The organism is Ferrovibrio terrae, from assembly GCF_943372915.1.
GTDB lineage: Bacteria > Pseudomonadota > Alphaproteobacteria > Ferrovibrionales > Ferrovibrionaceae > Ferrovibrio > Ferrovibrio terrae_A.
This window is the reverse complement of record NZ_CALSAN010000027.1, coordinates 25,825-46,788: the sequence shown is the minus strand read 5'-3', so window position 1 is coordinate 46,788 and position 20,964 is coordinate 25,825. Positions and strand designations below refer to the sequence as shown.

Annotated in this window: 19 protein-coding genes; 7 read left to right on the top strand and 12 right to left on the bottom strand. The window is 63.1% G+C overall.

Going from position 1 to position 20,964, the window contains the following annotated elements:
- The first annotated feature begins 41 nt into the window (after positions 1-41).
- The gene (locus AAG821_RS16985; protein ID WP_341911707.1) at positions 42-1,967 is read left to right on the top strand and encodes a DEAD/DEAH box helicase; all 1,926 of its coding nucleotides are present in this window, start codon (positions 42-44) and stop codon (positions 1,965-1,967) included.
- A 40-nt stretch (positions 1,968-2,007) separates the two neighbouring features.
- A complete protein-coding gene (locus AAG821_RS16980; protein ID WP_341911704.1) occupies positions 2,008-2,640 on the top strand; it encodes a trimeric intracellular cation channel family protein in 633 nt (210 codons plus the stop codon).
- Here AAG821_RS16980 and AAG821_RS16975 read toward each other — a convergent pair.
- Positions 2,637-4,490 (bottom strand): methyl-accepting chemotaxis protein, encoded by a 1,854-nt coding sequence (locus tag AAG821_RS16975; RefSeq protein WP_341911702.1) that lies wholly within the window; start codon positions 4,488-4,490, stop codon positions 2,637-2,639. The two genes, AAG821_RS16980 and AAG821_RS16975, sit on opposite strands and share 4 nt — an antisense overlap.
- 315 nt (positions 4,491-4,805) lie before the next feature.
- Complete coding sequence (locus AAG821_RS16970) at positions 4,806-5,840, bottom strand: LacI family DNA-binding transcriptional regulator (RefSeq protein ID WP_341911700.1); 1,035 nt, start codon at positions 5,838-5,840, stop codon at positions 4,806-4,808.
- A gap of 110 nt (positions 5,841-5,950) precedes the next feature.
- Here AAG821_RS16970 and AAG821_RS16965 point away from each other — a divergent pair, with 110 nt between their 5' ends.
- The 3 genes from AAG821_RS16965 to AAG821_RS16955 all read left to right on the top strand — a co-directional run bounded on the left by AAG821_RS16965 (position 5,951) and on the right by AAG821_RS16955 (position 9,836).
- Positions 5,951-7,516, top strand: coding sequence for a UxaA family hydrolase (locus AAG821_RS16965; protein ID WP_341911699.1), 1,566 nt, complete (start codon positions 5,951-5,953; stop codon positions 7,514-7,516).
- Positions 7,517-7,563: 47 nt separating this feature from the next.
- Positions 7,564-8,562: a tripartite tricarboxylate transporter substrate binding protein gene (locus tag AAG821_RS16960; RefSeq protein WP_341911697.1), complete on the top strand. Its 999-nt coding sequence runs from the start codon at positions 7,564-7,566 to the stop codon at positions 8,560-8,562.
- A gap of 170 nt (positions 8,563-8,732) precedes the next feature.
- Positions 8,733-9,836 (top strand): HAMP domain-containing sensor histidine kinase, encoded by a 1,104-nt coding sequence (locus AAG821_RS16955; RefSeq protein ID WP_341911695.1) that lies wholly within the window; start codon positions 8,733-8,735, stop codon positions 9,834-9,836.
- Here the strand turns inward: AAG821_RS16955 and AAG821_RS16950 are convergent, their stop codons facing one another.
- From AAG821_RS16950 to zigA, 3 genes are read right to left on the bottom strand one after another with little or no spacing between them, the layout of a single operon-like run.
- Entirely contained in the window at positions 9,837-10,631 is a 795-nt protein-coding gene (locus tag AAG821_RS16950; RefSeq protein ID WP_341911692.1) for an aldolase, read from the bottom strand. It abuts the gene before it with no gap.
- 51 nt (positions 10,632-10,682) lie between these two features.
- The gene (locus AAG821_RS16945) at positions 10,683-11,309 is read right to left on the bottom strand and encodes a DUF1826 domain-containing protein (protein ID WP_341911689.1); all 627 of its coding nucleotides are present in this window, start codon (positions 11,307-11,309) and stop codon (positions 10,683-10,685) included.
- Positions 11,306-12,535 carry a zinc metallochaperone GTPase ZigA gene (gene zigA, locus AAG821_RS16940; RefSeq protein ID WP_341911687.1) on the bottom strand — a complete coding sequence of 410 codons (1,230 nt, stop codon included), beginning with the start codon at positions 12,533-12,535 and terminating at the stop codon, positions 11,306-11,308. Before zigA ends, AAG821_RS16945 begins: the two co-directional genes overlap by 4 nt.
- A gap of 160 nt (positions 12,536-12,695) precedes the next feature.
- Here zigA and AAG821_RS16935 point away from each other — a divergent pair, with 160 nt between their 5' ends.
- Both AAG821_RS16935 and AAG821_RS16930 read left to right on the top strand, forming a co-directional pair.
- Positions 12,696-13,379: a DJ-1/PfpI family protein gene (locus AAG821_RS16935; protein ID WP_341911684.1), complete on the top strand. Its 684-nt coding sequence runs from the start codon at positions 12,696-12,698 to the stop codon at positions 13,377-13,379.
- Positions 13,380-13,387: 8 nt separating this feature from the next.
- Positions 13,388-13,774, top strand: a complete 387-nt coding sequence (locus AAG821_RS16930; protein WP_341911682.1) for a RidA family protein — start codon at positions 13,388-13,390, stop codon at positions 13,772-13,774.
- Positions 13,775-13,776: 2 nt separating this feature from the next.
- Here the strand turns inward: AAG821_RS16930 and AAG821_RS16925 are convergent, their stop codons facing one another.
- From AAG821_RS16925 to AAG821_RS16895, 7 genes are all read right to left on the bottom strand, one after another.
- Positions 13,777-14,088 carry a ferritin gene (locus AAG821_RS16925; RefSeq protein ID WP_341911680.1) on the bottom strand — a complete coding sequence of 104 codons (312 nt, stop codon included), beginning with the start codon at positions 14,086-14,088 and terminating at the stop codon, positions 13,777-13,779.
- A gap of 56 nt (positions 14,089-14,144) precedes the next feature.
- Positions 14,145-15,143: an MBL fold metallo-hydrolase gene (locus AAG821_RS16920; protein ID WP_341911679.1), complete on the bottom strand. Its 999-nt coding sequence runs from the start codon at positions 15,141-15,143 to the stop codon at positions 14,145-14,147.
- 153 nt (positions 15,144-15,296) lie between these two features.
- Positions 15,297-16,781, bottom strand: a complete 1,485-nt coding sequence (locus tag AAG821_RS16915) for a TrkH family potassium uptake protein (RefSeq protein WP_341911676.1) — start codon at positions 16,779-16,781, stop codon at positions 15,297-15,299.
- Positions 16,782-16,848: 67 nt separating this feature from the next.
- The gene (locus AAG821_RS16910) at positions 16,849-17,505 is read right to left on the bottom strand and encodes a tetratricopeptide repeat protein (protein ID WP_341911675.1); all 657 of its coding nucleotides are present in this window, start codon (positions 17,503-17,505) and stop codon (positions 16,849-16,851) included.
- Positions 17,506-17,660: 155 nt separating this feature from the next.
- The gene (glnA, locus tag AAG821_RS16905) at positions 17,661-19,070 is read right to left on the bottom strand and encodes a type I glutamate--ammonia ligase (protein WP_341911673.1); all 1,410 of its coding nucleotides are present in this window, start codon (positions 19,068-19,070) and stop codon (positions 17,661-17,663) included.
- 111 nt (positions 19,071-19,181) lie between these two features.
- Positions 19,182-19,520 carry a P-II family nitrogen regulator gene (locus AAG821_RS16900; protein ID WP_297684422.1) on the bottom strand — a complete coding sequence of 113 codons (339 nt, stop codon included), beginning with the start codon at positions 19,518-19,520 and terminating at the stop codon, positions 19,182-19,184.
- 178 nt (positions 19,521-19,698) lie between these two features.
- A complete protein-coding gene (locus tag AAG821_RS16895; RefSeq protein ID WP_341911671.1) occupies positions 19,699-20,886 on the bottom strand; it encodes a pyridoxal phosphate-dependent aminotransferase in 1,188 nt (395 codons plus the stop codon).
- Positions 20,887-20,964 lie beyond the last annotated feature (78 nt).

Below are 20,964 nucleotides of genomic sequence, written 5' to 3'. Positions count from 1 at the left end.
GATCCTCGCCGTTCCCTATCTCCTGGAAAGTTCCAGTTCCCATGTCTGATTCTGTTGGCGTCCCCTTCGCGGGCGCTGTCGCACCGTTGGCGGATGCGCTCACCGCGCGCGGCTATACCACGCTCACCCCCGTGCAGAGCGCCGTTCTGGCGCCTGAGCTCACCGAGGCAGACCTGCTGGTCTCGGCGCAGACCGGTTCGGGTAAGACGGTCGCTTTCGGCCTCTCGATCGCCCCCACGCTGCTGCAGGGCTCCGAAGGCTTCGAGCCGTTCCGGGCCGGCGGCTGGGCGCCGCCATTGGCGCTGGTCGTGGCCCCGACGCGTGAACTGGCATTGCAGGTCTGCCGCGAGCTGGACTGGCTGTATGAAAAGACCAATGCCCGCGTAGTTTCCTGTGTCGGCGGCATGGACATGCGGTCCGAGCGTCAGGCGCTGAATGCCGGTGCCCATATCGTGGTCGGAACGCCGGGCCGGTTGCGCGATCATATCGAGCGCGGTGCATTGGATATCGGTGCGCTGCGCGCCGTGGTGCTGGACGAGGCGGACGAGATGCTCGATCTCGGTTTCCGCGAAGACCTTGAATTCATCCTCGATGCTGCCCCGGCCGAACGCCGCACGCTGCTGTTCTCTGCCACCGTGGCCAAGCCGATTGCCCAACTGGCCAAGCGTTTCCAGCGCGATGCGGTGCGCATCTCGACTGCGGCCGAAAAGTCGCAGCATGTCGATATCGAATATCGCGCGCTGATGGTTGCGCCGAACGAGCGCGAGAATGCCATCATCAACGTGCTGCGTTTTCACGATGCGAAAAGTGCGATCGTGTTCTGCGGTACCCGCATGGCGGTGACGCATCTGACCGCACGCCTGTCCAATCGCGGTTTTACTGTTGTGGCCCTGTCGGGCGAGCTGAGCCAGAACGAACGCACCCATGCGCTGCAGGCGATGCGCGACGGCCGCGCCCAAATTTGTGTCGCCACCGACGTGGCGGCGCGCGGCATCGATCTGCCGGGCCTGGAACTGGTGGTGCATGCCGACCTGCCGACCAACGGCGAAGCGCTGTTGCACCGTTCGGGCCGTACCGGCCGTGCCGGTAACAAGGGCATCTGCGTGCTGTTGGTGCCGCATAACCGCCGCCGCGGCATCCAGCGCCTGCTGGGCGATGCGAATATCGATGCCAAATGGGGCCAGCCGCCCTCGGCCGCCGAGATCATCGCCGCCGACCGCAAACGCATCCTCAATGACGAAAGCCTGCAGGGCGTGCTGACCGCCGAGGAGAAGGCCTTCGCTGCCAAGCTGCTGGAAACCCACAGTGCCGAACAGGTGGCTGCAGCCTTCCTGCGCCTGCAGCAGAAAAACCGCCCGGCGCCGGAAGAGATGCTGGATGTGGCGGCTGAACACGAAGCCCCGGCCTATGGCAAGCGGGCGCCACGCGAGGGCTTCGCCGGCGACGGTCCGGCCCGGGGCAGCCTGGGCGGCAGCTGGTTCAAGATTTCGGCCGGTCACAAGCAGAATGCCGAGCCGCGCTGGCTGCTGCCGCTGATCTGCCGCGTCGGCCATGTCACCCGCAAGGATGTCGGCGCCATCAAGATCTTCCACACCGAAAGCCAGTTCGAGATCGCTGCCGGTGTGGCCGAGCGCTTCATGCAGACCATTGAACGCGAAGGTACCGGCGAGAAGCAGATCACCATCACGCGTGTCGACGGCCCGCCGCCGGAAACCGCCGCGCCACCGCGCGAGAAGAAGGCCTGGATTCCCGAGGCCGAATTCCGCAAGGGCGACTTCAAGAAGCGCGATTTCGGCAAGCCGGGCGAGCATAAGGCCGGCGGCTTCAAAGCCGGCGGCGGCAAGCCGCCGTGGAAGAAGAAAGAGCGCGCCGAAGGCCAGGGCGGCGAGGCAGGAGCGTTCCAGCCGGATCGTGCACCTGCTACAACCAAGGCCGGCTGGTCGAAGCCGAAAAAGAAGTTCTCCTGACCGGAGCGGACTGCACCGGTTGTCCTGATCCGCGGATGCCATGCTGCTGACGCTGTTCGATTTTGCCGGCACCTTTGTTTTCGCGCTGTCGGGCGCCACTGCCGGCGTGCGGCGGCGGCTCGACCTGTTTGGCGTGCTGGTACTCAGCTTTGCCGCGGCGGCCGCGGGCGGCATCCTGCGCGACGTGCTGATTGGTGCGCTGCCGCCGGTGGCGATCCGCGACTGGGCCTATCCCGTGATTGCCGGCTTAGCCGCGCTGATCGTGTTTTTCCAGTCTGCGCTGATCGAGCGGCTGAAACAGCCGGTGCAGCTGTTCGATGCTGCCGGGCTGGCGCTGTTTGCCGTGCTGGGCACGCAGAAGGCGCTGATGTATGGCCTCAACCCGCTGGCAGCCGCCATGCTGGGGGTGCTCAGCGGCATCGGCGGCGGCATGGCGCGTGACATCATGCTGGCCGAAATCCCCACAGTGCTGCGCGCCGAGGTTTATGCCGTGGCCGCACTCGCCGGGGCCGCCGTGGTGGTGGCGGGCGAGGCGTTAGGCCTGCCGCCACATTTGGGCATGATTGCCGGCGGGCTGCTGTGTTTCATCGTGCGGGTGCTGGCGATGCGCCGCAATTGGCAGATCGCCGTCGCCCGTCCGCCGGAAGGGTCGGCGCCGAAGGACGGCGCTTAGAACTCCTCCCACTCGCTGCCGTGGGCTGGCGCGGCTCGTGTTTCGACGACCTTCAGAGCAGGACGCTGCGCCGGATGCTGGTGCTGGCGCGGGGCGGGGCGTGCTTCAGGGCTGCCGCTGCGGTGCGAAACGACGATCTGTGACGCGCCAAGGGCCGGCTTCTGCACGCTGGCCTGCTGGCCGTCGATGCGATAGCGCTGCACCAGCTTAGCCAGGTCCTGTGCCTGGCTCGACAGCGACTGGGCCGAGGCGGAGGTTTCCTCCACCAACGCGCCATTGCGCTGGGTCATCTCGTCCATACTCGCAATCGCGGTATTGATCTGCTCCAGTCCGGTCGACTGCTCGCGCGAGGCGGCGGCGATCTCGGCGACGATATCCGACACCTTCTTGATGGCGCCGACGATCTCGGTCAGTGAACCGCCGGCCTGGTTGACCAGCGCGGCACCGGTCTTGACCTGGGTATTCGAGGACTGAATCAGCGCCTTGATGTCTTTCGAGGCATTGGCAGACCTTTGCGCCAGGGCGCGGACTTCCTGGGCGACGACGGCAAATCCTTTGCCGGCCTCGCCGGCGCGGGCGGCTTCCACCGAGGCGTTGAGGGCGAGCAGGTTGGTCTGGAAGGCGATCTCGTCGATCAGGCCGATGATATCGGAAATCTTCTGGGCGCTTTCCTCGATCTGGGTTACGGCCGTCACGGCATCGCGCACCACGCTGCCGCCCTTTTCGGCGGTGTCGCGCGCGGCTGTGGCCAACTGGCTGGCGGCCTGGGCGTTGTCGGCATTCTGCTTCACCGTGGCGGTCACCTCATGCATCGAGGCAGCGGTTTCCTCGATGGAGGCAGCCTGCGATTCCGTGCGGCTGGCGAGGTCCTGGCTGCCGGTCGAGATTTCGCTCGACGCCGCCGCGATGGTGCCGGAGGCCTCGCGGATATTGCCGATGATGGCGGTCATGGTGTCGACCAGGGCATTGACACCGGCACACAGGGCTTCGATTTCTCCGCTTTTGCCGCCGAGATCGATGCGCTGGGTCAGATCATTGGCCTTGGTCGCTTCCACCACGGTCTGCACCTGCTGCACGGCCTGCTGCATGGCCTGCGCTGCCCTGGTCTGCGCCGTGATGTCAGTGGCGTATTTCACCACCTTGTTAGGTCGCCCGGCGGCATCCATGATCGGGTTGTAACTGGCCTGGATCCAGACCTCCTTGCCGCCCTTGCCAATGCGCCTGTACTGGCCGGCGTCATATTCGCCGCGGCCCAGCTTGTCCCAGAAAGCCTTGTATGTGGCGCTCTCGCGCTCGGCCGGATCGACGAACAGACGGTGATGCTTGCCCTTCACTTCTTCCAGCGTGTAGCCCAGCGTGGTGAGGAAGTTGGGATTGGCGGTGAGGATGGTGCCGTCCAGGGTGAATTCGATCACTGCCTGCGACTTGCCGATGGCGGCAAGCTGGCCTTCGTAATTGGCCATCGTCAGCTTCTGCTCGGTGATATCTGTGGCGAACTTGACGACCTTGTAAGGTCGCCCGCGCTTGTCGAAGATCGGGTTGTAGCTGGCCTGGATCCAGATTTCCCGGCCGCCCTTGGCCAGGCGCATATACTGTCCGGCGTCGTATTCGCCGCGACCCAACTTGGTCCAGAAGGCCTTGTATTCGGCGCTGGCGCGATAATCTGCCGGCACAAACATGCCGTGATGCTGGCCCTTGATCTCCGCCAGCGTGTAGCCGATGGCATTGAGGAAGTTTTCATTGGCATCCAGGATTTTGCCATCGAGGGTGAACTCGATAATCGCCTGGGTGCGGTTGATCGCGGTGTACTGCGCCTGCTGGTCGCGGGCGGAGCGGGATAAAGTCAGCATTGACGTGAGAACCTTTGGTCGCGCCCGGTAACGTCCGGCTGCAGAAGTTGGAGTGCATTTTTGTCTGGGGGTAACGTCGGTGTACGTGCTTTCCTGGCCCCCTGGATCAGGTTTATACAAAATTTATATCCGGGTGCGGTTTAAAAATTGCTGGAAATCCAAGCTAAACCAGCCTGAAATGTCGTGCATTGACCGCAGGTGGAGGCGCTGTGCAGACGCGCACTCAAAGAGACGTGTAGCTGCGGTCGGGAGACCCGCGGAGCGACAGATCAATCCGGGTCAAGACAACCGCATGCGGATTATGGCTTGCGAGAACTAGGTGCTGGCGCGCTCGACCAGCGTGAAGCCGACATCGACCACTTTGTGTTTCGGCGGGCGGCCGGTGGCGCGGGCTATCAGCATCTCGGCAGCGATACGCCCGATGGCGGCACCATCGATCCGCACGCTGGTCAGCGGCGGATCGGCATCCTTGCCATAGCTCTGGTCGCCATAGCCGATGATCCTGAGCTGCCGCGGCACCATGATGCCACGCGCTTTCGCCTCGATCAGCGCGCCGAGCGCCAGGTTGTCGGAGCCGCAGAAGACGCCGTCGATATCGGGGTGAGTCTTGAGCAAAGCCGTCAGGCCACTGCGGCCATCGCCCATTGGTGTCGGCGCCGGCGCCTCGACAACAGGCACGGCATATTTCTTTGCAGCGAACACCGCGCTGAAGGCTTCCGCACGCAGACGGGCGCGGCGGTCATCGGGCGAGATGATCGCCGGACGCCGGCAGCCGCGTTTCCACAGATACTCCGCCGCCGCCTTGCCGATGGCGGGATGCGAAAACCCAACCAGCATGTCGATCGGCTTGGGTGTCAGATCCCAGGTCTCGACCACCGGAATGCGCGCGGCGCGCAGCTTCTGGCGTGCCTGGGCCGAATGCACGATGCCGGTGAGGATGATGCCGTCGGGCCGCCGGCCGATCACCGCTTCCAGCAGTGCATCCTCGCGCGCATCGTCATAACCGGCCTGGCCAATGAGAAGCTGGTAGCCATGCTCCTGCAGATGTTCCGCGACCTTTTGCATGGTGGCGGTGAACATCGCACCGGCAATGCTGGGCACCAGGGCGACGATCAGCCTGGAGCGATTGGACGACAGCGAACCGGCCAGCAGATTGGGGGTGTAGCCACTGCGCTTGATCGCCGCGCGCACCTTTTCCAGGGTGGCGGGCGAGAGCTGTTCCGGCGCATTCAAAGCCCGGGAAACCGTGATTTTGGTGACGCCGACCTCGGCCGCGATATCGGCAAGCGTGGGCGTCTTCGCAACTGCGGAACGGCGCTCGGCCGGTTTCTTGCTGGGCTTCTTCACCATTCCACTATAGCCAGCGCGGCAATTCCGGGGTAGGCTCGGCTTCGAAATGTTACCGGTAACATTTCCCGGCCAGCAGCCGGCGCCGTTCTCTCCAGTCGAGTTTTGCCCCGATGTCCATGATCGACCTGCATGCCAAACGCCTGATCGGCCCCGTGATCCGCCTGCATCCCGATGACAACACCGTGGTTGCCCGCATCGATGTGGTGCCGGGCATGCCGGTGGAGGGCGACAACCGCAATCCGGGCTTCCTGATCCGCGACAAGGTGCTGGCGGGCTACAAGATCGCCGCCCGCGACCTGAAGAAGGGCGAGGCGATCCTGAAATACAACGTCACGGTCGGCTTTGCGGCCGATGACATCCGCGCCGGGACCATGCTGCATGGCCACAACACGGAATTCCGTGAATTCGATCGCGACTATGCCTATGGCCAGGGCTACAAGCCGGTCGACATGATCCCTGAAGCCGAGCGCGCCACCTTCCAGGGCATCGTGCGCCCCGATGGCCGTGTCGGCACGCGCAATTTCATTGGTATCGTTTCGACCGTGAACTGCTCGGCCACCGTGGTGCATGCGGTGGCGCGGCATTTCACCGAGGAACGCCTGGCCGATTTCCCGAATGTCGACGGCGTCGTGGCTTTCAGCCATGCGCTGGGCTGCGGTATGGAAATGACTGGCGAGGCGATGGCCCTGCTGCGTCGCACGCTGGGCGGTTATATCCGCCATGCCAACCTTGCCGCCGTTGTTGTTATCGGCCTGGGCTGCGAACGTAACCAGTTGGGCGGCATGATGGAGGAGCAGGGGCTGGAGCGCAGCGCCAACCTCGTCACCTTCGTAATGCAGGAAACCGGCGGCACGCGTAAGACCATTGAGGCCGGCATCGAGGCGGTGAAGAAGATTCTGCCATCGGCCAATGATGTGAAGCGGACGACCGTGCCGGCGAGCCATATCACCGTCGGCCTGCAATGCGGCGGCTCAGACGGCTTTTCCTCCATCACCGCCAATCCAGCACTCGGTGCCGCGATGGATATTCTGGTGCGCCATGGCGGCACGGCGATCCTGAGCGAGACACCGGAGCTGTATGGCGTAGAACACACGCTGACGCGGCGCGCGGTGACGCAAGCGGTTGGCGAGAAGCTGATCGAACGGATCCGCTGGTGGAAGGATGTCTATGCCGTTGGCCGCGATGTGCAGATCAACGGCGTGGTCAGCCCGGGCAATCAGGCCGGCGGCCTGGCGAATATCTTCGAGAAGTCGCTGGGCTCGTCGATGAAGGGCGGCACCGGACCTCTCATGGATGTCTATAAATATGCCGAGCCGGTGAAGACCAAGGGCCTAGTGATTATGGACACACCCGGCTACGACCCGTGCTCGGCCACCGGGCAGATCGCCGGCGGCGCTAATATCATTGCCTTCACCACCGGTCGCGGATCGGCCTTCGGCGCCAAGCCGGTGCCGTCGCTGAAGCTGGCCACCAATTCGCCAATGTATCGTCGGCTGGAAGAGGACATGGACATCAACTGTGGCCAGATTCTGGACGGCACCAAGTCGATGCAGGAAATGGGGCAGGAGATTTTCGAGCATATCCTGCGCACGGCATCGGGCGAGAAGAGCAAGAGTGAATTGCTCGGCGTCGGTGACCACGAATTCGTCCCCTGGCAGATCGGTATTGTTGGATAGGTGACGAAGACGAGTCTCTGAAAAATCAAAAAACCGGAGGAAACGTAATGAAAAAAATGCTGCAGGGACCTGACCGTCGTCAGGTCCTGACGGGAACGCTTGCGTCCATCGCAACCCTGAGCTTTGCCAAACCGTCGCTCGCGCAAGCCTATCCGTCGCGACCGATCCGCTTCATCTGCCCCTGGCCGGCCGGCGGCACGGCCGATACCACCATGCGGGCGCTGTGCCGTGTGGCGGCAACCGAGCTTGGGCAGCCGATTGCGGTTGAGAACCGTGCCGGCGCGGCTGGCATGATCGGGGCCGCCGCCATCGCCACGGCACAGCCCGATGGCTATACCATCGGCCAGATTCCGCTCAGCGTGACGCGCTTCTCGCAGCTCGGCAGCTTTGCCCATGATCCGCGCAGCGATTTCACCTTCATCGCACGGACAGCGGGCCAGACCTTCGGCATCGCCGTGCGCGCGGACTCGCCGTTCCAGTCCATTCAGGATCTGGTGATGGCGGCGAAAGCCAAACCCGATACCATCACCTATGCCACCTCCGGCATTGCCGGGCAGACGCATATCGGCATGGAGGAATTCTCCTATGCCGCAAAGATCCAGCTGAGCCATGTGCCCTTCAAGGGCGGCGCCGATGCGCTGCAGGCGGTGCTGGGCGGCCATGTGCAGGTGCTGGCCGATTCCAGCTCCTGGGCACCGCTGGTGCGCGACGGGCGCTTCCGTCTGCTGGCGACCTGGAGCGAGCAGCGGCTGGCTGGCTTCCCCGCTGTGCCGACGCTGAAGGAGAGCGGCTACCATGTGGTGATGCAGGCGCCCAACGGCGTCGGCGCGCCCAAGGGCCTCGATCCGGTGATCACATCGCGGCTGCGCGAGGTATTTCGCAATGCGGCGCTGAGTGCAGAACACACAGACACCTGTAACCGCCTCGACATGGTCGTGATGTATCTGGACGGTGTCGATTACCAGAAATTCGTCGCGCAGAATTACGAGGAAGAGAGGGTCATCATCGAGCGGCTCAAGCTGAAGGAACTGATCGGCAAGAGCTGAGCATTCAGGGGCCGGCGCGGCTGGTTCTGGCTGTGCCGGATCCTCAGAAAGCAGAGGAAACCCTGCGGATTTCTACCTTCGGCTGAAGGTCTGCCGGGATCCTGCCCTGTTATGTGCAGGTTGCTGTTTTTCAACTGCAATTACCGGCGGGACAACTTCTAATATTGGCTATGCCCGGTCCTGCCAATGTGCAACCCCGCCTGCTGCGACAGCTGAATGCCGCCAATCACTGGCTCGGGCGTCGCCACCCGGCATTTGCAACCGCCCTTCTGGTGACGGCCTGCACGGCCGTCACACAGGTTCTGCTGGTGATCTGTGGCGCGCTCTTCGATCAGCCGCTGACCGGCAAGATGTTCACGATCTGCGGTGTCATCACGATTCTGGTCGCCACGCCGGTGATCCTGCATGCCCAGTTGCTGCTGCGTGCCCAGCGTGCCGCCGGCCAGCGCCTGAAGCTGATGACGCGCGAACTGGCCATCGCGCTGCATAATGCCAAGGACGTCAACACGTCGCGCACCAAGCAGTTTGCCAATATGAGCCATGAATTGCGCACCCCGATGAATGCCATTGTCGGCTTCTCGGATATCCTGCGCCACCAACGTTTCGGCCCGATGCAGAATGCGCGCTATCTGGAATTCGCCGCCGATATCAACGACAGCGCCCAGCATCTGCTCGATCTGATCAACAACCTGCTCGATCTGGCCAAGCTGGAGGCGGGCGGGTTCGATACGCGTGAGGCCGAGCCGGTCGAAGTCGAAGACGCCGTCGATATGGCAGTGCGCCTGTTGCAGCCGCTGGCGACGCAACAGCAGGTGGCGGTCTCGGTCGATATAACCATGTCCGGACTGCATGTCCTGGTGGTGCAGCGAATGTTGCGGCAAGCGCTGATCAACCTGCTGTCGAATGCCATCAAGTTTACACCGCCGCAGGGCAGGGTACAGGTTGGGGTCGACCGTGATGCTGATGGTTCCGTTGCCATCCGTGTCAGCGACAGCGGCATCGGCATGACGCCGGCGGATATCCGCACGGCCTTTGTGCCATTCGGCCAGGTCGACAGCATGCTGAGCCGCAAGCATGCCGGCACCGGCCTTGGCCTGCCACTGGCCAAGGCGATGGTTGAGCTGAACCATGGCCTGCTCGATCTCAGCAGCATGCCTGGCAAGGGCACCGTCGTGACGCTGCGTTTCCCGGCCTTCAATCCGGATCAGCCGGTGTCTCTGATGACGCAGGCGCAGCTCGAGGATATTGCGGCCAAGGTGGATGAGACGCTTTAATCAGCGGCGATAATCCGGCTCTTCGCGATCCAGAAGTCGCTTCATGCTCTCCAGATGCAGGCGGGCGGATTCGCCATCGCCCTCGCGCATCTGCTTGTATGTTGTCTCAGCGATAGACTTCGGCACCGGCATCAGTTTGCGCCCGGTGCTCTCGGCGATCACCTGCACCTGGCAGGCGCGTTCGAGATAGTAGAGATCATCCCAGGCTTCGGCGATGGTTCTGCCCAGCACCATCACGCCATGATGTTGCATGAAGATGATATCGGCATCGCCCACGGATGCGGCGATGCGGTCGCCTTCGCTGGTATCCAGCGCCAGGCCGTTATAATCGCGGTCGACCTTGGTGCGGCCATAGAATTTCAGTGACGACTGGCCGGCGAAGACCAGCGGATCGCCCTCGACCATGCACAGTGCAGTGGCATGAGGCATATGTGTGTGCAGGGCGACACGGGCGCGCGGCACGTTCTTGTGCATGCGGCCGTGAATGAAGAAGGCGGTGGCTTCCGGCACGCCGTCACCGGTCACCACATGGCCGTGGAAATCGCAGACCACCAGATTCGAGGCGGTCACTTCACTGAAGGCATAGCCATAGGGATTGACCAGGAAGAGGTCATCATAGCCCGGCAGCATGGCGGAGAAATGGTTGCATATCCCCTCATGCAGGCCGAGCCGGGCCGCCATGCGGAAACAGGCGGCCAGATCGATGCGGGCCTGGCGGATCTCATCGGTGTCGAGATCGGGGCGGTTATGGCCGCTGATGACGGCGGGTGCAGAGGGTGTGAGGGCATGGGCCATGGCGGACTCCGACGGGGGTCTGTCCATACTGCGCAATCATGGCGTGCCTGTCTATTCCGGGATATGCGGTCCCGGCACATCGATACGCAACAGCAGGCGTCGCTCGCCGTTCTGCCGGATCGGTGGCGAGCGATGGACAATGGCTCGATCGGGGGCGGCCGCTTCGCCACGGAAGAGGCCGGCCCAGCCGGTTTCCAGCCGATGCACACGGCGCGGATCACGGATGACCGCGGCATTGTTGCCGGTGCCCAGGGCGGTGCGGTTGACATTATCCTCGCTCAGCCATTCGGTTCCTGGGCCGACATAGCTGCAGAGCAGACGCAAACCGACGTGATCGACATGGAAGTAACGGCAGGCATCGTGGTGCAGGACTTCCAGCTCGACATGGGCGCGCGGGCTGCCGCTGATCCGCAGGAACTGCTCGGCCAGATATGCGATATCCGCCGCAAGCGCCGCCGATGGCAACAGATCGGGCAGGCGGCCTGCCGCTTCCCCGGGTTCGACATACAGGCAGAGCGGGGTGGCGCCACCGTGAATCCGCTGGGTCGCCGCAAGCTGCAGGCAGGGTGAGAGGCTGCGCGTCCAGACCGCGAGGTTGACACCAGGATGATGAATGCCCTCCAGGACCGCAGGAGCCGGACCGAGCAGGGCCTGTAGAGTGGCCTGATGCTGTGTCATGCCGCCTCCGGCTGCGACGGCCGTTCCCAGCGCGGGAAGGGGTCGCTGAGCGTTTGCCAGGCTTCGACCCCGCCGGCCATTTCCTTGTCCGTCAGCAGACAGGCATCAAAGCCGCGGCGCAGGCTTGCCTCATCCATATTTGCGCCGATCAGGACGATTTCCTGGCGGCGATCACCGTAGTCTGGATGCCAGATGCCATCCAGGCTGCTCTGCCACTCGTCGTCGTCAGGCCAATGTTCTTGCGGAATGGCGGCCCACCAGGCACCGGCGCGTTCATGGCGTGTCACCGCGCCAGCCTGCGACCAGGATCCAACATGCTGCATGCGTGTGGCAAGCCAGAAGAATCCTTTCGACCGCCATACGTTATTCCATTCGCTGTTGAACCAGCGATACAGGCGCCAGGGATGGAACGGTCGCCGTGACCGGTAGACGAAGCTGCGAATGCCGTATTCCTCGGTTTCCGGCAGATGATGCCCGAGCAACGCCTGCTGCCACCCAGGCAGGCTTTGTGTGTGCAGGGGGTCGTAGCGTCCGGTATCGAGAATCTGATCGAGTGCGACTTTGCCGAAGCTGGCAGGTACGATATGGGCACGCGGGTTGAAGCTGCGGATCAGCCCCTCCAGGAAACCCAGTTGATCCGATGTGACCAGATCGGACTTGTTGAGGAGGATCGTGTCGGCGCATTCGATCTGCTCCATCAGCAGGTCGACGACGGTACGCTCGTCTTCCGGCCCCATGCTTTCGCCGCGCTGGCGCAGGAAATCGGTCGAAGCGTAATCGCGGATGAAGTTATAGGCATCGACCACGGTGACGAGTGTGTCGAGGCGAGCCACGTCGGCGAGACTGAAACCGGCTTCATCGCGGAAGTCGAAAGTGGCCGCGACCGGCATCGGTTCGGCGATGCCGGTGGATTCGATCAGGAGATAGTCAAAGCGCCCGTCCTGCGCCAGCCGCGTCACTTCCTGCAACAGATCGTCGCGCAGGGTGCAGCAGATGCAGCCATTCGACATTTCAACCAGCTTCTCGTCCGTGCGGCTGAGTTTTGCACCGCCTTCGCGCACCAGCGCGGCGTCGATGTTCACTTCACTCATGTCGTTGACGATGACAGCGACACGGCGTCCCTCGCGGTTGGTGAGCACATGGTTGAGCAATGTGGTTTTACCGGCGCCGAGAAAACCGGACAGGACGGTGACGGGCAGGCGGGGGCTGGGGGCGGCCTCGGTCATGCTGATGCCTTAAATGTTATATTATAACATACGGTATCGTGAGCGAGACCGCTTGTCCAGCCCGTGCAAGCCTTTGCCATAGAATGGATTTTCCGACTTGCTGTGGCCCGGACGGGTCGCCAAACTGCGGCTGTTGTTTCACCATCATCCCGGATGCCCTATGGCCCTGCAGATCGGTTTCCTGCTGTTTCCCAACCTGACCCAGCTCGACCTCACCGGGCCCTGGGAGGTGTTTTCAAAACTGCCGAATACCACCTGCCACCTGCTGGCGCATGACCTGCAGCCGGTCCGCAGTTCCAGTGCCGGCCTGGCCATCCTGCCGACCACCACCTATGCCGACTGCCCGCAGCTGGATGTGGTCTGCGTGCCCGGTGGACCGGGGCATCTGCAGGCGATGGAAGATGCGGTGGTTTTGGAGTTCCTGAAACGCCAGGCGCCGGGCTGCCGGTATGTGACGGCGGTCTGCACAGGAGCGCTGGTGCTGGCGGCCGCCGGATTGCTGCGGGGCTATCGGGCCACCACGCACTGGATGTCACTGGAGCGGCTGAGCGCTTTCGGTGTTACACCGGTGGCCGAGCGCGTGGTGACCGACCGCAACCGAGTCACCGGCGGCGGCGTCACGGCCGGCATCGATTTCGGCCTGGCGCTGGTGACGGCAATTGCTGGCGAGCCGGTGGCACGCGAAATTCAGCTGCAAATCGAATACGAGCCGCAGCCGCCTTACGGAGGGTCCCCCGCCACCGCCGATCCGGCCACCGTCGCCAGCCTGCGCGGCCGGCTCGGCGCCTATGCGACAGCGATGGCAGAGACCGATACGCGGGCGCTGGCGCGGTTGAAGGAGTGAGAGAAGACATGGAAACCATAGTCCGCAATCCGACCCAGGGCGTTTATGCCGCCACGCCCGATTACATCCACGCTCTGGAAGTTCGCAACCCGACGCGATTTCTCTATGTGGCCGGCACTATGGGCCTGGATCAGGCCGGCGTGGCGGGCAAGACGCTGGACGAGCAATTGGCGCTGATCTGGTCGAACCTACGCACCATCCTGGCCAGTGCCGACATGACCGTGGACAATATCGTGCGCATCACCAGCTACCTGCGCGACACAGATTACGTCGAGGCGAACCAGAATGCGCGGGTCGCCGCGTTGAATGGGCGGGCGGTGCCGACGACGGCAATCGTGGTGCAGACCCTGCTGCCGGATTGGCTGGTGGAGCTGGAGGTTATCGCCGCGGCCTGACGTCAGGTCTTCCCGGTCGCTGCCGCTTCCTGGGCGGCGATATCCTTGTCGGTGAACAGGTATTCCTTCAGCTGCGCGGCGAAGGTATCGTCGTTGCGGCGCAACCATTCCAGCACCATGGCGGCATGCTCGATTTCCTCGCGCATGTTGTGCAGCAGGATCTTCTTGAGTGCTGCATCCTCGCAATCGTCGGCACGCTGGCGATACCAGTCGGCCGCTTCCAGCTCTTCCATCAGCGAGACGATGGCGTGGTGCATCGACAGGGTTTTCGCGGACAGGCGTTCGCGCGGGGCATGCAGGGCTTCGCTGGACATCGGGGCTCCTCGGGACTGGTCGAAGATAAATGGTGCAGCCCCGCCAAAGTTCCCGGCTAGAAGGCGCGGGTCTCGCCAATCGGCATGACATCGGCCTCGCCGGGCGCATAGCCCACGGCGGCGGCACCGGCGCGCAGGCGTTCGGGTGCCTCAAACGGTGGCTCGTTGCTCAGCACCACGGTGCCCCAGTGCATGCCGATCATTCGCTGCGCGCCGACATCCTTGGCGAGTTGGGCCGCCTGTTCCGGTGTGGTGTGGGAACTGCTCATGATGATGCGGGGCTCGTAGGCCCCTATGCCCACGAAAGCCATATCGAAGGGGCCGAGTTTTGCACCGATCTCACGGAAGACCGGGCCATAGGTGGTGTCGCCCGAGAAGAACAGGTTGCGCGATGCCGATTTGAAAGCGAAGCCGCCCCAGAGACTGCGATTGGCATCGAAGGCGGTGCGGCGCGAGAAATGCACAGCCGGTGTGTAGGTGATCGTAACGCCCTTGCGTTCGACGCTCTGATACCAGTCGAGCTCGGTGACGTCGGTATAGCCACGGTCGCGGAAGTAGCCGGCCAGACCCAGCGGCACGACGACGGCAATACGTTCCTTGTTCGGCAGGGCGCCGATCGCACCAAGATCGAGATGGTCGTAGTGGTTGTGGCTGACCGCGAGGATGTCGATAGGGGGCAGCGTGGTCGGCGTCAGTGCTGCCGGCACATAGCGTTTCGGACCGAGCAGGTTGAACGGGCCGGCGCGCTCGGACAGATACGGGTCGGTCAGGATCGCGGTGCCGCCGAGCCGGATCAGGAAAGCGGCATGCCCGATCCAGGTGTAGCTGTCGCTGTTGTGGTGGCGTTGCAGCGCGGTCGTCACCTCGGATTGCGCAAGGACATGACCGGGTGGAATATCGATCCGGCGGAACCCGCTCCAGGCCATGCTCCAGAAAAACGGCAGGCGATCGAGCAGCAGGCTGTCTTCAGGCACCGGACTGCCGGCCGGGTTGCGGAAGCGGCCGCCGTTTTGCGCATCGTACCGCTCAAGATGATGGGCAGGCAGATCGGGCATGTTTGGTGTATCCGTGGCGGCGCAGGCCATGAGAGGGAGCAGCAGCGCGAGACATGGGAAACGGGTGAGCATGTCCGAAGACGATAGACGGCCGCCGTCGCGCAGCAAGGGAGTGGGGTGGCGCCGGCGTGACGGCGATCACGCCCGAGCGCGTCAGTTGCGCCAGAAAGACCGGCTGAACGGGATCAGCAGGATGAGGATTTCCAGTCGCCCGGCCAGCATGCCGAACGACATCAGCCATTTCACCCCGGCCGGAACCTCCTTGAAGGTGCAACAGGGGCCGCTGTCAGGGCCGAGTCCGGGGCCGACATTGCCCAACGCGGTGGCGGCGGAGCCGAGGCTCTCGCGGAAATCGAGGCCGAAGGCGGCAATCGCCAGGGTCAGCCCGGTCAGCAGCAGCAGATAGGCGAAAATATAGGTAGCGACTCCGCGCAGCACGGCATCGGGCACGGTTTCGCCATTGAAGGTGACGCGGAAGGCACCATGCGGGAAAATCTGCCGCCGCACCTGGGTGCGCAGGCTTTTGAGCATCAGCAGGATGCGGAACACCTTGATGCCGCCGACGGTGGATCCGGTGCAGCCGCCAATCAGCATCAGCAGCAACGCGATATTCTCGGCGAAGCCACCCCATTGCGCATAATCATGGCTGGTATAGCCGGTGGTGGTTATGGTGGCGACGACGACGAAGGCGGCTTCACGCACGGCATCAATCAGGGCGACATCATGATTGAGCATGCGCCACAGTGCGAGCAGCGCGGTGGCACCGGCAATGATACCCAGAAACAGCCGCACCTGTTCGTCGCGCCACAACATCCCGGGCCGGCCATAGGTGGCGACGATGTAGAGACCGAAGGGCATGGCGCCCAGTGTCATGAACAGGATGGCTATCCATTCAATCGACGCACTCTGGAAAAAGCCGATGCTGGCATCGTGGGTGGAATAGCCCCCGGTGGCCAGGGCGGTCATTGCATGATTAAGGGCGTCGAACAGCGTCATGCCGGCGAGCCAGAAACAGATCATGCAGATGAAGGTCAGCACGGCATAGATGATGCCGATCTGCGACACCACCTCGGTGATACGCGGCAGGAACTTGGCCGAATTGGGCGACAGGTCGAGGCTGAACAGCTGCAGGCCGCCGATGCGCAGGAAGGGCAGCGCCAGCACGGCAATGGTCACCACGCCGAAGCCGCCGATCCACATCAGCAGCGAGCGCCAGAGCAGCAGGCCGCTGGGCAGTCCATCCAGGCCGACAATGACGGTGGAACCGGTATTGGTCAGGCCGGATACCGCTTCGAATACCGCATCGGCCAGCGGCAGTTTCAGGTCTGACAGCATGAAAGGTGCGGCCGAGACCAGGCTGATGGTGAGCCAGGTGGCTGGCAGCAGCAGCAGGGTTTCGTTCAGGTTGATCTGCTGGGTACGGTCGTAGGTGGCAAAGGCCAGCCCGGCGCCAAGAAACAGGGTGCCCGCCGAGCAGATCAGGAAAACCGTATAGTCCTCATGGCCGTCGACGATATCGGCCAGCATCGGCAGCAGCATGGCAATGCCAAAACAGCAGCTGACCACGCCGACGAAAAAGAGGATTGGCCCGGGACGAACGGTGATGTCTTTGCGGGGGCTGACGACGGCGGTGCTCATTGGCGCGGAGTGTGGTCGGGCGGCCGCGGGGAATCAAGGGCTGGCACTGCCGGGGGATGTCGGAGGATCAGGCGCGGCCGACCTGTACCAGGGTCGTGCTGCGGCAGATCGCGGTGTAGCGGACGATCAGGTATTGCGGCCGGGCGTCGGAATGCTGGATGCGCCGGCTGCTGGCCTCGGCGGCAAGGGGTTCGGCGGTTTGCAGGTCGCCGGTCTGGCGCAGGCTGGTGACGTATTCCTGCAAGGCATCGGTGAAGGCGAGCGGGTCTTCGTTTTCCAGCTTCAGCCGCCGCACCATCGGAATGGCCTGGGCATAATAGGGCAGGGCTTCGGCATACTGCTTGCGGTCATAGAACAGGCGCGCCAGCTCGAACAGGCGGCGCGAGATCTGCGAGCTGGCCGGGCCGGAGGTGGCTTCCTCCAGGGCCAGCGAGGTGAGCAGCAGTTCGCGCGCCTCCTCGAATTTGCAGCCATGGCCCTTCATACGGCCGAGGTTGTAGAGGGTGAGCGACAGCATGGCCGGCGGCACCTTCTCGGTGCCGGCCCAGACCAGGGCACGCTCGTAATTCTCCTCGGCACTCTGATAGTCGCGGCTGCTTTCGGCGCGCGTGCCGGCATCGTAATAGCGCGCCATGTTGGTGGTGTTGAAATCCCTCGAGCAACCGCCCAGCAGGGCAGCCGGCAGCAGTACCAGTATCAGGACTGCGATTCCCGCCCGCATCATCACTCCCCCGTCGCCCGGTCTGACTTGCGGGGCGATGTACCGATTTTACGGATCGGGCCGTGCCGGGGGAAGCCTAAAAAAGAAAGCCCCGCCGGCAGGAACCGGCGGGGCTTGTTGGACACCCGGCTGTTAAGCCGCGGCCCAGGGAAGGTCGTTTAGACCGAGTAGTACATCGAGAACTCGATCGGATGCGGGGTGTGCTCGAAGGCGTACACTTCTTCCCACTTCAGATCCATGTAGCTGTCGATGAAGTCGTCGGAGAAGACGCCACCGGCCTTCAGGAAGGCGCGGTCCTTGTCGAGGCTCTCCAGGGCTTCACGCAGCGAGCCGCAAACCTGCGGAACCTTCTTCAGTTCCTCGGCCGGCAGGTCGTACAGGTTCTTGTCCATGGCCGGGCCGGGATGGATCTTGTTCTTGATGCCATCGAGGCCGGCCATCAGCATGGCGGCATAAGCGAGGTAGGGGTTCGCGCCCGGATCGGGGAAGCGGACCTCAACGCGCTTGGCCTTCTCGCCGGCGCCGAACGGGATGCGGCAGGAGGCCGAACGGTTGCGCGCCGAGTAGGCGAGCAGCACCGGAGCTTCGAAGCCGGGGATCAGGCGCTTGTAGCTGTTGGTCAGCGGGTTGGTGAAGGCGTTCAGCGCCTTGGCATGCTTGATGATGCCGCCGATGTAGAACAGCGCCATCTCGCTGAGGCCGGCATACTTGTTGCCGGCGAACAGCGGCTTGCCGCCCTTCCAGATCGACTGGTGAACGTGCATGCCCGAGCCGTTGTCGCCCTTGATCGGCTTCGGCATGAAGGTCGCGGTCTTGCCCCAGGCATGGGCAACGTTGTGCACGCAGTACTTGTAGATCTGCATGCCGTCGGCGCACTTCAGCAGGGTGCCGAACTTGATGCCCAGCTCATGCTGGCTGTTCGCCACTTCGTGGTGATGCTTCTCGACCGTCACGCCCATGGCGGCGATGGTGGAGAGCATTTCCGAACGCAGATCGCCGCCCTGATCGAGCGGAGCCACCGGGAAGTAGCCGCCCTTGATCGGGGCGCGGTGGCCCATGTTGCCGCCTTCGTAGACCTTACCGGAATTGTAGTCGCCTTCGATGTCGTCCATGTAGACGAAGGTTTCGTTCATCGAGGTCTTGAAGCGCACGTCATCGAAGACGAAGAATTCGGCTTCCGGACCGAAATAGGCGACATCGCCGACCTTGCTCGACTTCACGAAGGCTTCGGCAGCCTTGGCGATGGAGCGCGGGCAACGGTTGTACGGGGTGCCTTCATGCGGCTCCAGCACGTCGCAGAACAGAATCGCGGTGGTCTGGGCCGAGAAGGGGTCGTAGGTGAGGCTGTCGAGGTCCGGCTTCAGCAGCATGTCGGACTCGTTGATCGCCTTCCAGCCGGCAATCGACGAACCGTCGAACATGATGCCTTCCTTCAGGGTCGGCTCGTCGATCATCGTGATGTCGAAGGCAACGTGCTGCCACTTGCCGCGCGGATCGGTGAACCGGAAGTCAACGTATTTGACTTCCTTTTCCTTGAGCTGCTTCACAATGGATTTGGCATCAGCCATGGCTGTTTTCCTGCTTGTTCTTCCCTGGTTGGTAACGACTCACTGAGATAGCCCGGAGAGGAGGGCCGTACCCGATGAGAGTGATGAAGGCGGAGTGTTCCTGCTCCGCCGTCAGACCGCTTCCGCGCCCTTTTCACCGGTGCGGATGCGAATGACGTCTTCGACGGTGGAGATGAAAATCTTGCCGTCGCCGATGCGGCCGGTGCGGGCCGCCTGAGTGATCGCCTCGACAGCCTTTTCGACCATGGCGTCATCGAGCACGACCTCGATTTTCACCTTGGGCAGGAAGTCGACGACATACTCGGCGCCACGATACAGCTCGGTGTGACCCTTCTGGCGACCGAAGCCCTTGGCCTCGGTGACTGTGAGGCCCTGCAGGCCAATCTCGTGGAGCGCTTCCTTAACTTCGTCGAGCTTGAAGGGCTTGATGATGGCTTCGATCTTTTTCATGGGTGCTACAACACTTTGGCCGGAATGGAGTGACGGGTTCAATTATGCACGCTCTATGCCAGTGTTAACCCGGCTTTAACGCGCTGGATTCCCGCTAGAGACGGGGATGTGGATAAGTCGGATGGGGCGTTTTGCTCATTTTATGTCCTATTTGTATAAAAAATAGGCTGTTTAACGCCTAATGTTTCGGCCGCGCCTGGCTGAGGAAGCTGGAGATACGGCCGAGCGCCTCGGTGATGGCCTGATCCGAGGCAGCAAACGAGAGCCGGATATAGCCTTCGCCATGGCTGCCAAAGCTGGTGCCGGCAATCGTGGCAACCCCGGCCTGCTCCAGCAGCCCATCCTGCATCTGGCGGGCGTTGAGCCCGGTCTCGGTGATGTTGGGGAAGGCGTAGAAGGCGCCCTCGGGCTTGATGCAGCTGAGGCCCGGAATCTTGTTCAGGCCGGCGACGCAGAGGTCGCGGCGCCGGCGGAAAGCCAGCCGCATTTCCTCGACGGCGTCCTGCGGGCCGGTGAGGGCGGCGATGCCGGCAAACTGCGTCGGTGCGTTGACGCAGGAATGGGTGTTGATGGCCAGCTTGGTGGCCAACTCCGCCAGCCGCTGCGGCCACAGGCCCCAGCCGAGCCGCCAACCGGTCATGGCATAGGTCTTCGACCAGCCCTCCAGGATGATCAGGCGGTCCTGCAACTGGTCGAGATAGGGGATGAAGCTGGCATAGGTGCCGTCGCCATCCAGCACCAGGCGTGAATAGATCTCGTCGGCCATGATGGTGACATGCGGGAAGCGCTGCAGGCCCTCGACCAGCTTCTTCACTTCACTGGCCGGCGCAACGCCGCCGGTGGGATTGGCCGGCGAATTGACGATCAGTAGCCGTGTGTTTGGCGTGATACGCGCGAGCAGGTCTTCGGCGCGGAAGGCAAAGCCGTTCTTTTCCAGCAGCGGATAACCGGCCAGCGTGGCGCCGGTGTAATTCACCAGCGATTCATAGATCGGGAAACCGGGATCGGGATACATGATCTCGGCGCCGGGTTCGCCGAACATCTCGATGGCGGTGGCCATCGTCACCTTGCCGCCGGGCACGATGACGATGCGGTCGGGCGAGACATTGACCTTGTAGCGGGTCGCGATTTCGGCGCAGACCGCTTCGCGCAGGGGCAGGATGCCGTTGGCCGGCGTGTAGCCGTGATGGCCGTCGCGCAGCGCCTTGATCGCGGCCTCCACCACATGTGGCGGCGTGGGGAAATCGGGCTGCCCGATGCCGAGATTGATGACGCTCTTGCCCTGGGCTTCCAGAGCTTTCGCACGTGCGAGAACCTCGAAGGCGCTCTCCGAGCCCAGACGCGACATCCGCGCGGCAATCTGCATGCTTTTCCTCCCGCTTATAGCCCGTCTGCTTATGCCGGGATTCCGTCACGTGAACAAGGCTCTAACCCCCGTGCTTCG